Source organism: Frankia sp. BMG5.60 (genome assembly GCF_059428125.1).
Window position 1 is genome coordinate 1,553,605 of record NZ_CM182091.1, and the last position, 14,806, is coordinate 1,568,410.

At 70.2% G+C, this 14,806-nt stretch carries 3 protein-coding genes (1 of these 3 cut by a window edge); all 3 read right to left on the reverse strand.

Annotated elements, in window-relative coordinates; genetic code table 11:
* A protein-coding gene (locus AC5R91_RS06250) for a hypothetical protein (protein WP_495396179.1) crosses the window boundary here: on the reverse strand, positions 1-13,931 show its start. It extends 24,850 nt beyond the left edge of the window; 13,931 of the gene's 38,781 nt are visible here — the first part of the coding sequence; it begins with the start codon at positions 13,929-13,931; its stop codon lies off the left edge, out of view.
* Between the two features lie 91 nt (positions 13,932-14,022).
* Entirely contained in the window at positions 14,023-14,361 is a 339-nt protein-coding gene (locus AC5R91_RS06255) for a hypothetical protein (RefSeq protein WP_495396180.1), read from the reverse strand.
* Positions 14,358-14,801: a YbaB/EbfC family nucleoid-associated protein gene (locus tag AC5R91_RS06260; RefSeq protein ID WP_495396181.1), complete on the reverse strand. Its 444-nt coding sequence runs from the start codon at positions 14,799-14,801 to the stop codon at positions 14,358-14,360. Before AC5R91_RS06260 ends, AC5R91_RS06255 begins: the two co-directional genes overlap by 4 nt.
* Between the last annotated feature and the right edge of the window lie 5 nt (positions 14,802-14,806).

The window sequence follows — 14,806 nt, forward strand, 5'->3', positions numbered from 1 at the left end:
CCCGACGGGGAAATGATCTCCAGTTCCTCCGCCGGCCCCGAGCCGTTCTGCGGGGACGGGAGATCCGGCATCGGGTACCTGCTGCCCGGCGCCACATGGGTCGTGAACGGCCTGGCCCCCGGGCGGATGCGCGCGAGCGGTCTGCGGAAGGCCGCGGCGAGCGAGTCCGTGTCGCGCAGAAAGTTCTGGTAGGCCTCGGACCCCGTCGGCGGCGTCGCCCAGAGCGCCACCAGGCCTGTCGGGTTCGGCTGCCCGATCCGCGAGGCGTACGCCGCCTGCACCGCCTGCGCGGCCGCAACCACCTCCGCCATTCCCGGCCCGTCGAGCGGACGGACGCTGCCGTCACCCAACGTCACTCCGAGATGGCCGTCCGGCAACACGGGAAGATCGAGGGAGAACACGCCGGGCTGGTACCCGAGTCCGAGCATCTGGTACAGATCCCAGCGGGCCCGATAGAGCTCGGCGGTGGGTGACGCCAGCCCGTTGTCCTCCATCCACAACCATGACGGGGCATCCGGCCGCCACAGCCGCCCCAGCCGGTCGGTCACCAGAGGAACCGACCGGCCGGCCGGCGCGTGCAGGGTGGTCCACCGCAACCGAGAAACGGCGAGCTGCAGGTACCCTCCCCGTCGGCGCACGCCCCGGTTCGCGGGCGGAGCGAAGACGAAGGTGTCGGCGGCGGACCCGACCGCGCTCCATGCCTGCCGCTGCAGACGGCCGGCATCCTCGGCCACGACCAGCGGCGTGCCGGGCTGCCAGCCGTGACCTTGTAGGAAGGCGGGCATCTGCGCGGGAGACAGCCGATACGACGTCCCGTCCATCCGGCGGATCGCGAACGCGGGCGCGCCGTCCACGTCCGACACCGCTCTGATCCCGTTCACCTCGAAGACATCGGTCCGCGCCGCATCCCGCGAGGCACCGGCGGCGTCCCGCTGGTGTGCGGAGGCGGTCGTCCCGACCAGTCCGGCACCCGTGCGGACCACCGCGTCCGGCGACCTCTCCTCGGTTGCTTCGGTACTGTCCGTACCGGCGCCGCTGTCCGTACCAGCGCCGCTCTCCGTACCAGCACTGCTCTCCGTACCGGCGCCACCGAGTAGTCCGCCCGGCGACTGCCCGTGTAGAAGGGCGATCACCTGGTCGGCCAGCGTGCTCGTCGGCTGCCGCTCGTTCTGCAGCCGCGACCGCAACTCTCGATACACCGCCAGAATCTCGCCCTCGCCAGGCTCCGGACGCGCCGACCCGCCCGACCACCTCGCCCGCACCATCGCCAGAAGATCCCGTTCCTCACCCACCGGACGAGACGGCGCAACCGACCGGGTCGACGGCGCAGCAGGTCCAGAACCCGGCTCCACAGCCGGCTCGACCACGACCACCGGCGCAGCGACGGTGATCGCGTCCACATCCGCGGCCCGTCGGGGGCTGGACGAGGGCGGCTGCCGCGGCGGGGGATCCTGCGGCGGGAGGCCCTCCTGCGGCGCGAGGTCCTCCTCCGGGACCTCCAGGACCGAAGGGAGACCGACGGGCGGCGGAGGACTCAACGACGGGGTCCGCTGGGCAACGGCAGGCGCGACGGCCGGCGCAGAGCCCGACGACGAGGTCCGGCGGGCGACGTCGGGCGCGGCGGCCTGCGGTCGCAACGACGAGGCCCGGCGGGGAACGACCGGCTGCTCGCCACGCGCGAAGGACCCCGGCCGACCCGGTGCCTGCGCACGGTCGCCGGCCGGCGTACCGGAGGCCGGCGCACCGGAGGCCGGCGGCGTCGGGGAGACGGATTCCGGCCCGCGCGGCAGCGGCGGCGGTGCGGGCGCGACGGCCGGCGGAGGTCGCAACGACGAGGTCCGGCGGGGAACGACCGGCTGCTCGCCACGCGCGAAGGACCCCGGCCGACCCGGCGCCTGCGCACGGTCGCCGGCCGGCTCCGGGAGCAGCGCCGCGGGCTGCGGCGCCGAGGTGGCCGGTGGGCGCAGGACCGGCGGGCGGACCGTCGGGTCCTCGGCCAGCCAGATCGACACCCGACGACGCTCCCGACGTTCCTCCGGCGTCTCCCGTGGAGCAGCCGCCTCGCCGGCCTGCGTCGCCCCGCCGGCCTGCGTCGGCCCGGACGTGGAACCGGCACCTCGCGTGTGCGTCTCGTAGCCGACCGCGGCGGCCGGCAGACCGACCGCGGCCAGCCGCCGCGCCAGCACCGGCGCCAGCACCTGCCAGGCGGACAGCGCACGATAACCCCCGGACCGCACCGCCCGGCCAGCACCAAGCGCCCAGCCGCTGCCCCCACCCTCCAGGTGCACCACCAGGGCCGGCTCCCCCGCCGCGGCCCGCCGCGCCGCCTCCCCCGCGATCCGCTCGGCGAGCTGATCAAGGCCGGCGCGCTGGTGCGTCCGCAGATCCGCGGGTCCAAAGACCCGCAGGCCCTCCGGGAGATCCAGCTCCAGTCCGACGTCCCGCCACGAGTCCCCCGACGTCGCCGCGGGAGGCGCCGTCGCCGCCGGGACGCGGGGCTCCGGAAGGTCCATGTCCCGCGGCCCGTACCACTGGACGGAAACGCCCTCGTCCCCGGGAAGGTCGAAGGTGGTGACCGTGCCCGGATCGAAGTCGATCGACAGTTCCTCGACCGGGAAGCCCAGCTCCACCGGCACGGCGCCGGTGACGACGCGGGTGGTGCTGCCATGGGTGAGGGTGATGGAGACTTCGACGAATCCCTCGTAGTTCGCCGTGGGGCTCAGGAACTTGCCGTTGCCCAGCACCCGCCCGGCCGAGCCGGCGGTGTCGGTGTTCCTCGTCCGGTAGGTCGGACCCGCGACGAGGTCGACGCTCACATCCGCCCCCGGAGCGCCGACCACGAAGCCGATCTGGGGTTGCAGGCCGGCGGCCGTCCAGTACTGCCCTCGTCGCGACACCGCGGTGGTGGTCTCGTTGACCGGATTGAGCTCGGCGGCCTCGTCGGTTCGCAGGTGACGTAGGTGCAGGATCCGGGCGGTGGCCGAGACGGAGGTCGATCGGGAGATCACGTTGTTCAGCAGCCGCGGAACGGTGATGGGCTCGCCGCGCGTCATCCCCGCCAGCGAGGCGGTCAGGTTCGGGTTGCTGAACGCCGCCCGGACGGCGGGACCGATCTTCTGCCACGTCCGCTTTCCGAACAGCTCCCGGCCCGCGAGGTCGAGGGCCTGATGCAGACCGGCGGTCTCGGGCAGGCTTCGCACGACGTCGGTGTCCCGCAGACCACGGTCGGCCTGGTCGCTCCAGATCCGCGCCGGCGGAACCGGAGTCGCGGCCGGTGGTATCGGGGCGGCTGGTTTGGCCGGTTGCGGATGGTCAGGGGCCGGCAGCGCCTGGGCCTCCGTCTGGTCCGTCAGGACACGCAGCCGCGCGGGGGCATCGGGAATCCTGATCCTGGGCTTATTGCTGTACCAGGGATTGCGCTCCATGCGGAAGTGGAGCAGGAGCTGACCGTCGAAAACCGCGCCCGGCTTCTTCGTCTTCGTCGTCATCGCCGCGCGCGACGTGATCGACTGGGTCATGATGTCGTCGTTGCCCCCCTGGGCGATCACATTTCCGCCGAATCGGCCCTTGACGGGCGTCGCTCCAAAGGGGTCCGTGGTGTAGAAGACCTGCGTCGTGGTCGTGATGCTGCGGGAGATTCCGTAGGCGGTGACCCCGTCCGTCGTCGCGGTGGCACTGCTCTGTTCGGTGCCGGTGTTGAACTCGGTCTGGCCGGTGTTGCCCACGTGCGGCAGATCCTTGGCGGATTCCGGCAGGGACGCGGTGATCAGGACGCGGCCGCCGGGCACCGCGACCTCGATCGGATCGCCCGCGGTCATGGACCGCAGGTCGTACTGCAGACGGACCAGGGGCACCTCTTTCTCGATCCTTTTCTTCGCCGCGTTCCACCGGTGCCCGAACACCCGGCGGCCCTCTCCGTCGACGTGGCGCAGGATGTCGTCCATGCCCCGCAGGCGATCGCCGGGGGTGGCGGACAGGCCGCGCAGGTCCTGCACGATGTCGGAGGATCCGAGGCGGCGCGTCTGCCGGATCCGCGGCGGCGGGGCGAAGGCGGTGGCGGGGGTCCGGTTGACCGGCGGCTGGCCGGCCGCCCCGGTCCGGGTGTCACGCATCGGAAAGATGACCGAGGCGTCGGGAATGGTGACCGTCCGCGGCCCCCGGCGCAGCGGGAAGCCCAGGCGACGCAGGTCGTAACTCACGATGAAGCGGACGGGTCCCTTGAAATGCGCCCCTTCTTCCACCGTCTTGCCCTTGGCAACGGTACGCCCGCCACCGAAACCGGCGTGTGAGGTCGACTTGTCCCGGTTGTAGGCGGCGGTGACGTTGATACTCAGATGGGGGCCGTCGGCTTTCCCCTTCTCCGGGAACAGCACGACGTCCCGATTACGGGAGTCGATGTTGCCGCCGAGGGTATGCGACGTCTCGGTCCCGCTCTCCATCTCGATGCCGGGTACGGGCTCGTGATAGGCCAGGTTGTCGATCTCGGCCCGCACGGCCACCTTGCCCCAGACGAGAAAGCCCCTGACCTTGGTCGTCACCTCCTCCCCGCCGGAGAGTTCCGACAGCCTCGCCCGCAGCGGGTCGCCCTCGTAACGTCGGTTCAGCCGCCGCTCGTTTCGCCGCCAGCGGAATCCGAGCAGCGGCTGCAGGTCGCGGGTCACCTCCCGCATGACGACCCGGTCGTCGGCGCCCATGCTCAGCACGATGTCGCTCGGGCTGATCCGGCGCTCGTCCGTCACCCGGGCGGGTGCCTGGACACCCTCGCTCGACGTGGACGGCTTTCCGACGAGGTATCCGCTGGGCTGCACCGGGGAGCGTTTCGGGTCGCCGTCGGTCCCCGTCGTCGGCTTGGCGTCCAGCTCCGCCTGATGGGCGTTCAGCTCCGCCGTGTGGGTGTTCGCGGTGATCCTGGCCGCCGGGAGGGTGGAGTCCGGGAAGCGGAATCCCTCCCCTTCGGGAATCGTGATCTCGGACTGCACCGTCGCCGGGGTCGACACGTTCTTCTTGGCGAGGGCGCCGAAGGTGAATTCGAACTCGACGTCGCTGTCGAAGATCCCGACCCGGGCGGGAAACTTCGCACCGGCGACGATCTTTCCGGAGCTGAGTAGGCGCCAGCCGGTCCGGCGCCGGAACTCCTTGCCTCCCAGACCCTGCAGTGCGACCTCTCCACCCGCGAAGGCCGGGACACCGCCGAGCACCGCGGTCGTCTGCTGGCTCCACCAGTTCAGCCGCCGCCGGGAGAACTGCGCGCTCGTCTCGTCCTGAGGGGACAGTTCTGTCCTCGTGATCCGCCGGAAGGTGGTCGACGTGACCTTCGCCCGTGCCTGAATGAACGCCCTCGGCGGCACGTCCCGCTGGTTGAGCTTCGGGCCGTCGAGGACGGCACCCCGTGTCATCGAGGCCAGGTAGGCCGCGAGCCGATCCCGGTTGAACCAGGTCAGGACCTCCTGGCGGATCCCGTTCCAGGTTCGCTCGCCGAAGAAGGCCCGACCCTGCTGATCGAGCGCCGCCCGGATGCGCTCCATGTGATAAAGGTCGCGGACGGTGTCCGTGTCCCGCAGCCCCGTTCCCGGACCATTGCTCCAGATCCGTGCCGGCGGCACCAGCACGTCGCGAGGCGCGGCCGGCGGGGGCGCGTCGTCGGCGGCCGACGTCGTCGAGCCCACCGGCTCCGGGGTTGTCGGCGTCGGCACGGTCGAAGCCGTCGGCGCGGTCAGATCGGTCGGCGCGGTCAGATCGGTCGGCGCCGTCGGCGCGATCGGAGCCGTTGCGGCCCGTCTCGGAGGGGTCAGCGGGGTCAGCGGGGTCGGCGCGGTCGGCGGGGTCAGTACGGTCGGCGGGGTCGGCGGGGTCGGCACGGTCGGCACGGTCGGCACGATCGGATCCGTTGCGGCCCGTCTCGGCAGGGTCGAGTGGGGGGCGGGCGTCGCCGGCATGGCCACCCAGTGGGTCGGCTTGTCCACCCGCTGCGCCTCGTCCGTCTCGATCACCGTGGTGATGCCGAGTTCCGCCGTCGGCTGGGCCGTCCGCACCGAGCCGACGGCCGGCTTGTTACGCAGATGGAAGGTCAGTCTGATGCGGCCGTCGAACTTCTGCCCGTCGGAGTTCTTGGTCTTGTTCGCCACGCCGGACTTCGTCAGCGAGTCCCTCAGCACGACCGTGTCCCGGCCCGTCTGCCCGGTCCCGGTGCCGGTGATGTCGAAGGCGGTCATCGCCGTGCCGAGGAACTGGCCGCCCGCGGGGAGCTGCAGAGCGTCTGAGGTGATGCGCTGGTCGGAGGTGAAGCGGTAGGTCTCGGTGCCGGAGTTGAACTCCGTCTGGGCCGTCGCCCGCACATGGTCGAGCGCGACCAGTTCCGCGGAGATCTCGAGCGTCTCGTCGACCGACTCCAGTCTCACCGCCAGCGGATCACCGGACATCATTCCCTTCAGGTGCTGGTGGATGCGGTCCAGGTCGACCTCGGCGAGGATCTCCTGCTTCACCCGCGGCCACATCGAGCCGTAGACGATGTGGCCCGACAGATCGAGGTCGTCGAGGACCCCCTCGATGCCGCGGGTGTCCCGCATGTACCGCGTGCTTTTCAGCATCAGCGGGTGCACGTCCAGCACGACGTCCGTGGACCCGAGGCGGTGATCCCGCTGCACCCGTTGCGGAGCCGTGTAGTGGATCTCGGGCAGCCGAGGACTGCCGTCGGCGTCGGGGCTGTCGGCGCTCGGCGTCGCAATCCGCGTGCCGATCGCGAACACCTGGCGTTTCGGGGCGATATTTTTCCCGACCTTCAGGCGACGGAGATCGATGGTGACGCCGAGATCGGTGGTGCCGTCGTAAAGCGTGGCAGGCTCGACCACCTTGGATTTCGCGACCGTCCGCCCGCTGCTCGTCTCGTTGGTCCCGCGGCTGGAGTCCCAGTACCGGCCGAGGACGCCGGTCCATTGGAACTTCGGCGTCGTGGCCCGCACCGGAAGATTGACGTTGGTTCTCCACCGCGACTCGTGAAGATCACCTGCGGTGCCCTGCGACTCCGAACCGCTCTCGAACTCGAACTTCTGCACGTCACGGACGGCCGAGAAGTCCCGGACCAGGGCATCGAGGGTGATGGTGCCCGTCCACCCCCGCTGGTTGATCCTGAGCCGACGCCGATCACCGCGGGACATCCCGGCGATCCGCGCCTTGATCACCGAGGCCTGGACGAAGTTCCGCACATCCGGCTCGATCTCCGCCCAGGCCCCGCCCAGGGGCTCCTTCAGTTGCTGCTCGATCCACCGGTAGGCGTCGTTCTCCCCTGGATACAGCCCGATCACCGTGTCCGAGGCACCCAGCCGGCCATGCCGGGAGACCCTCGTGGGCGGCGGGACAGTGGAACCGCCCGGCCGGCCGCTGGTCTTCTCCGGCCAGCGCATCGGCTCGAACTTCGGCGGCTTCGGCGTCGGCTTCGGCGGGCCGGCCTCCTTCCCTTCGGCGGCGTCCGACGCCGGCGTCGTCGAGATCGGGCTCGGGCTGTCCGGTCCGTTGCCCTCCCCGAGCTTGCCCGGCGTCGCAGGAGCCGTCGGCGTGCTCGCTGTCGAGGGAGTTGCCGGGCCGGTGACGGCCGGGCGCACAATCGGCTCCAGCCCGAGGTAGTGGTTACCGCTCCGGAGCAGGTGGACGGTGGGGCGGCCGACGGCCGCCTCGTTGAGCCCGAGCTCTTCCTGTCCCGCCTGCAACACGCGAATGTCCAGGTCGGCGACACGGGCGATCGCGCCCGGCACCTCCTCGCCGATCGGGGTGTTCCACAGGTCGCGGTCCTCGATGGCCGACGCCAGTAGGTCGGTGAACGTGGGCAGCCGGCGGTTTCGCAGGAGCGCCGCCCGGACATGGCGGACGACGGGCGCCATGGGCCGGGGTAGCCAGGGCTGAATCATCCGGAACCGAGTGGCAGGGCTTTCCCTCAACCAGTCTCCGAGGTCCGCGCGCAGGGCACGGAGATGAGGGTTGGTCAGGGCGAACCCCGTGGGATCGGGCGAGGGCTGGCGGCCGACCTCCTGTTCGACGAACTCGATGGGAAGGTCGAGCACCTGGTCCCACGCCTGTGCCCGGTCTTCTCCGGCAGCGGCCCGCCGATCGGCCAGCAGATTCCTGGCCGCCCTGTGTTGCTCCTCTCGAGACCAGACATCGATCTGCCTCTGGGTCGGGACAATCCTCCTCCCGGCATCCTGCAGAATGGCGATGACGGCATTGTCCGTAAGATCGCCGAGCAGCAGCGGCACGATCTCCCGGACGGCGTCCGGATGGGTCTCACCGCGGCGGGCGGCCTGGCGCACCTCCTCCCGGTACCGCCGGGCCAGCTCGGAGCGGAAATTCCCGATCGGAACGGAACTCGACAGGCCTGCGGGGGCTCGCGACGTCGACGCCGTGGCGCCAGGCTGAATCTGCTGCTGGGCACTCAGCCTGAGCGCCCAGGGGAAACAGTCCCCGACTTCCCCGGGGACGTTGCGTACCCGGAACGACCGGCCGTCGGGCAGCGTGACCACATCACCGGACCGGCGCACCGTGTTCGCGTTCGCAGACTGAGACGTCACCGGCGTCACCGGTGGCTGCGGCCTCGTTGACGGCGGGGTCAAGGAAGGCCGCGGGGTCAAGGAAGGCTGCGGGGTGGTCGTCCGGGGCTCGAAGGCGAAGTCTCTGACGACGACGCCGTCGGCGATCTCACCCGCACCACTGGCGTTACCAGCGACACCGGCATTACCGGCATTGTCCAGTGCGGCCATCGTCTGCTCGGCCCACCGGTCACCGTCCTGATCCAGCGCGGGAAGGTCCAGGATCAGCGGGCGGCCCGGCGCCGGCCGTGACGGCATCGGCGGAACCGGCAGAGTCGAACCCGACGGAGTCGAACCCGACGGAGTCGAACCCGACGGAGTCGAACCCGACGGAGTCGAACCCGACGGAGTCGAACCATGCGGTTCGAGAGGAGTGCCGAGGCCCAGGTCCACAGCGTTACCCGGGGCGCCGCCGGGCAGCCGTCCGAGCGGCTCACCCCGCAGGATCGCGGCCACATCGTCGGCGAGTTTCTTCGTCACGCTCCGCTGGTTCGCACTCTGGGACCGTAGATCACGGTAGACCTGCAGGATCTCGTCGTTGCCAATCTTCCGACCCGCCGGACGGGCCTCTAGGTTCAGACGCACCGAGGACAGCAGATCGTCCTCAGGGCTCAGCGGGTGGAGTGGCTCAGGCGCCGAAGGAGTCGCACCGCCGTCCCTCGGCTGCTCGGAGATCGCCAACTGATCGTCCTGGGCGGCGCCAGACGAGGGCGGCTGCCGCGACTGGGGATCCTGCGGCGGAATGGGACCGGGTTGCGGCTGCGGATCAACCCGCACCGCCGAACCGGCCGGCGCCGCCTGGTCGACAAGCGGAGCTGGATCTCCGGACAACCCGGGGTCGACAGGCGGAGCGGGGGCGTAGGCCGGCGGCGGGACGGGGTCTGTCGGCACCGGGGCTGCGGGGGGCAGAGCCGCGGGGGCCGGGTCGGCGTGCTTGAGAAGCTCATATTCGACCGGAAAACCGAAATGCGCCGACATCAGATCGGCCACGTTCGACATCCACCGCGTCAGATCATCCGTCGAAGGATTACCCCGAACCTTCTTACTCATATACCGGCCCGACTTGTCGTTGATAACCCAACGACCATCAGACCGCCGACTCAGCTCACCACTCACCCGAGCCGGCACCGTCACCGTCCGGCCCGACACCGGATCGAAACCCACCACGATCGTCGGATGCCCGTGCATCATCAGATCATGTTCCAACTGATCCCGCGTCAACTCCGGATTATGCGGAGACATCCAGGCGAACAACTCATCCAGCTCCGCCGCCGAAACAATCGACGTCACCGACTCGCTACCCACGAAAACCTGGCCGTCCGCACCCACCGCAAACTGCCACAACGCCCCCGCAGGACTCCCCTCCAAATGCTTGGGCGAGAAATCCTCCAACCTGCTCCACAACGGGTTGACCCGAAGCCGACCATCCTTGTCAAGCTCCCAGTCCTTCACACCCTTCGGCGCCACCGCAGGAGCAAACTCAAAATCCAGATCACGAACCGGCCGCCCATCACCAACCGGCGGAGCAGAATCCGCGGGCGGAGCGGGATCGACCGGTGCCGGTACCTCGGCGGGTGGCGGGGTGGATTCCACGGTCGGGGGGGACTGCCCGTCAGCCTGAGGCTCCGGGTCACGCGGCGCAACCGTGGGAATCACGGCGGGGGTCGCGGCGGTGCTCTCGGTCAGCCATCCCACAATCTGACGGTGCTGCTGGCTCACATCCGCGGGCGGATTCGACCGACCTCCGCCGTAGCCGAGCCCTGGTGCCGGAGGCGTGGCGCCCGTCGGCTGAGCACCTCGGGTGTGCGTCTGGTAGGTGACCACGTTGGGCGGTACGCCCAACTGCACCAGACGGGTGGCCACAGCGGGCGCGAGCACTCGCCAGGCCGAGTCGGCGCGAAGCTGTCCGCTTCTGAGCGCGCGCCTGTAGCCGACGGGTCTGCCGTTGCCCCCGCCTTCCAGGTGAACGGTCAGCGGTGGAAGCCCGTCGCGAGCCCGCCGCGCGGCGTCGGCGGCAACCTGTTCGGCGAAGCGGTCCAGACTCTCTCGCTGATTCGCGCTCAGGTCGTTCTCGGTGAACGAGCGGACGCCTTCCAGGACGTCCAGCTCCAGGCGGACGCCGCGCCACTCGTCGGCCTGCGGGGACCCTCCCGCAGTAGTGATATCAGGCGGATCGGCCCACGTTGCGGGACTCGTTTCGGCAGCGTAACCCGGGGCCCCACCACGAAGCCCTGCACCCGGGAGTCCGTGAAGAACCGCAATCACGTCGTCCACCAGCGCTCTCGTCAGCCGCCGCTTGTGCTGCGGCAGCGCCCGAAGCTCCCGGTACACCGTCAGAATCTCGTCCTCGTCAGGCGCCTGACGCGGCGACCCGACCGGCCACCCCGCCCGCACCCACCGCAGGAGATCCCGTTCCTCCTCCACCGGACGAGACGGCGCCAAGGACCGATCCACAGCCGGCTCGGTCACGACAACCCGCGGAGCAACGGTGATCGCGTCAACATCCGCGGACTGCCGGGGGCTCCCTACGCCCGGGGCATCGGACGGATCGAGTGGCTCAGGCACCGACGGAGTCGCACCGCCGTCCCTCGGCTGCTCGGAGATCACCAACTGATCGTCCTGGGCGGCGGATGACTGCGGCGAGTCCGACGACGGTGCGGGAGTGACCGACTGGTCGTCTGCGGCCGGAGAATCCGAAGCCTCATCAGTCGACTCGGTGCCGCTCACATCCGGCAATTCCACGATGTGCCCGCTAGCGCCGTCGGCGATCGGGGGAGCAGGCGCCGGTGCCGGCGAATCCGAGGAGGCTCTATCGGAGAAGGAGGACTTCTCCGGGGAGGCGGCATGCCGGCTGTCCGGCGATGGAGGCGAAGCCGTGTCCTGCGGTCCGGCGAGCGGGTTCGATCCGACGGCCGGCTCAACCGGCGACGCCGACGGAACCTGCGGGGACGACGCCACCGGCGCAACCGGTACCAGCGGCGCAACCGGCTCAACCGGCGACGCCGACGGAACCTGCGGGGACGACGCCACCGGCGCAACCGGTACCAGCGGCGCAACCGGCTCAACCGGCGACGCCGACGGAACCTGCGGGGACGACGCCACCGGCGCAACCGGTACCAGCGGCGCAACCGGTGAGGTTGACAGGACGGGAGAGAGGGGTGACGCCGGTGGCGCCGGAGCGGGTGCGGTGACGTTGCTGAGCAAGGGATCGGGCTGGGAGACGGCCCAGCTTCCGAGCGCCGACCTCGACGGTCCCGTGTTGCCGGCCCGCGGTGGAACCGGTCCGGGTTGGATGAGCGGCGAGGCATCGGCCGTGATCCGACCGCTCAGGTCGGGAGGCGTCAGGGACCCCACGACTGGCTCGGGCGCCACCAGCGAGTCTGCGGGCGTCTGGTGGCTCGGCGGGCGGGCGGGCGCCGCCGGAGGGACAACCCCGTCGACGGGGATCACGGGCGAGGTGGCCGAGAGCGGACCGGCCGGCGCCGGCGCCGGCCGCGGCGAAACCTGATCGACCGGCGACAGCGATCCGACGTCCGACGGGCCGCCGACCGGCGCGGTGACGGCATCGGGACCACGGCCGCGACCGGCCGCGGGGTGGGGAACGGGCTGGATCGAGGTGACGTCCGGACCGGGACCGGTGAGATCGACCTGCCGTGTGTCCGGCGCCCGAACGCCGGACGGGTGGAGGGCGGGCACCTGTGGCGGCGTGATGAGGTGGTCGTCGAACTCCGCCGGTCCGCCGAGCCTCTCCGCACCCAGATCCGGCCGGAGCGGTTTCGGACTCGGCCCGTTCAGCTCGGGACCGGACAGATCGGCTACCAACGGCAGATCCAGGTCGCTCAGATCGGTGTCGGTGGAACCGTCCGAGGCCCGACTGAAAACGGAATCCGAGTCCGACCGATCCGAATCGAAATCATGGATGTCGGGCACGTGTGGCGGCGTGATGAGGTGGTCATTGAACTCTGCCGGTCCGTCGAATCCCTCCGCGCCCAGATCCGGCCGGAGCGGTTTCGGACTCGGCCCGTTCAGCTCGGGACCGGACAGATCGGCTACCAACGGCAGATCCAGGTCGCTCAGATCGGTGTCGGTGGAACCGTCCGAGGCCCGACTGAAGACGGAGTCCGAGTCCGAGTCCGAGTCCGAGTCCGACCGATCCGAATCGGAGTCCGAGAACGGGTCCAGGTCGACGTTCTGCAGGCTCGGCGTGTGCTCCGGGGGACCGTCGAGCGGACCGGCGGGGGGTAGATGCGAGTCCGCCCCGTCGGCCGGCCCGGTCGCGCCATCCGACGGACCGTCCCCGCCATGGCTCCCGACGGGGCCGTCACCGCCCCCGTCGTCATCGGACCCGCCGCTTTGGTCCAGGTTGAGATTCGAGTCCGCCGGCCCCGGGCCGAGGTTGTTGAGATTCAGATTCTTCAGAATTGCGGCGATTTCGGGATCGATGGCGGGTGGTTTTCCGCCGCGCATTCCCTTACCGAATAGGCCAGCCAGATGCTCTGTGCTGCCCTCGACGGAGCCGGAGAGCAGATCGTCGACGACGGAGGCGATTCCCCACTGACCATCCACCGCCCCGCTGGCGAAGATTCCGCCGCCGGTCTCCGTCAACCCGGAGACGAGGGTCGCGACGGCCAGACCGGCGAGGGGGTTGTCGACGCCCTTGTCGATGCCCATGTTTTTCAGCCACTGATCCACCTTGCCCATGACTGGTTTCATGCCGGGCAGGGACAAGATGGAGAAGGCGGCGGCGGCGAACCCGTACTCGACCATGTGCCCGATCTCGCCGCCGTCCAGACCGCCTCGCTTGCCGGCCAGGATCTGCCACGCCTGGGCCACGATCGACGAACCGGGCATGAACAGCATCTGCATCGCAGTGATCTTCGATGCCGTCTTGGCCGTCTCCAGGGACAGGATACGCTGGATGATCGTCCGGGTTTCGGCGATGCGGGCGGCCGCGTCCGCCTCGTCGCCGAACGCGGCCTCGATCGCCGCGATCGCCAACTGGATCTGCATGAAGATGAACATGACGAAGCCCTGCTTGCGGGTGTAATCGATCTGCAGGGCCTGGCCGCGCAGCAGCGAAGCCGCCGACTTCAGCAGCATGCCGGCCTGCAGCAGGAGCTTCGGGTCGCTGATGACGAACGGCAGCGTCTGGGCGGTGAACCGCCGCCCGGCCTGACCGTGCACGCCGCTCTGGACCGCGCGGACGATCTGCGTCAACTCCGGCGACAACGTGTTGAGGACCACGTCGCCCTTGCGGTCAAGGTCGTCGGCCAGGGCCCACATCTTGTTCGGATCGGCGCCGGGAAGCCGCATTCCGGTGAAGGCGTAGATGGCCTCGTCCAGAGACTTGGACATCCATTCACCTCCGCAACCCGACGCCGATCACGACAACGCCCACGAACGGCCGCCGCGGGGTGGCGGCCGATACCCGGGCCTCGCAGTGCTGTCAGCCGTGATGGCCGCCCGGAGACTCCCAGCCCGCCTCCTGGGTCGTTTCGCCCTCGGTCGTGTCGCCGATCTGGCGCACGACGGACAGCCGGTCGCCCTGCAGACCGACCGCCTCCCCAAGCGCCCCGTAGATCTTCCCGAAGGCGTCCATCAACTGCTTGAACGACGACTCCGCGTACAGGGACACCTCGTCCTTCGCCCCCTTGGCGAAACTGTTCCGGGCGATGGTGTCGGCCAGCTCGCCACCCAGATCGGTCACCTGCTGGCGGAACGTGCTGAGCATCGGCACCTTCTGCGCGATCTCGTCGCCGTCGTGGCGTATCACCTCGTCGCTCACCGCCAGCGCCCGTCTTCCTCGGGCGGAGCAATCTCGCGGCCGTCGTCGGGCATGTTCCGGGTGAACATCCCGAGCAGCTCCTCCACGAGTTCCTCCGCCGACCCGGCCTCGGCCAGACCGCCCACGGGAGACGGCAGTTCCAGCATCAGTTCCTGCATGCCGGCCAGGACACGCCGACGGACCTCCTGACGAGCCCGCTCGATCGTCTTCACCAGGAGATCGGCCAGCTCGGCCGGGGCGAGATCCCGGTAGCCGTCACCGCGGAAGGTGAGATCACGAATCTCGCCCTGGCCACCGACGGTGACCGAGAGCAGCTTGTTCTTGTCGCTCGTCCGGTAGCTCGTCTCCGCGCCCTGCCGCCGGATCCGCTCCGTGACCTCCTCGGTGTGCGCCAGCTCGGCCAGCGCGGCTTCCACCTGGCTTTCGTCGAACAGCGCCATCGTGC

Excerpts from the sequence above, each read along its gene's own strand:
- AC5R91_RS06260 (WP_495396181.1), bottom strand. The coding sequence starts at position 14,801 with ATGGCGCTGTTCGACGAAAGCCAGGTGGAAGCCGCGCTGGCCGAGCTG.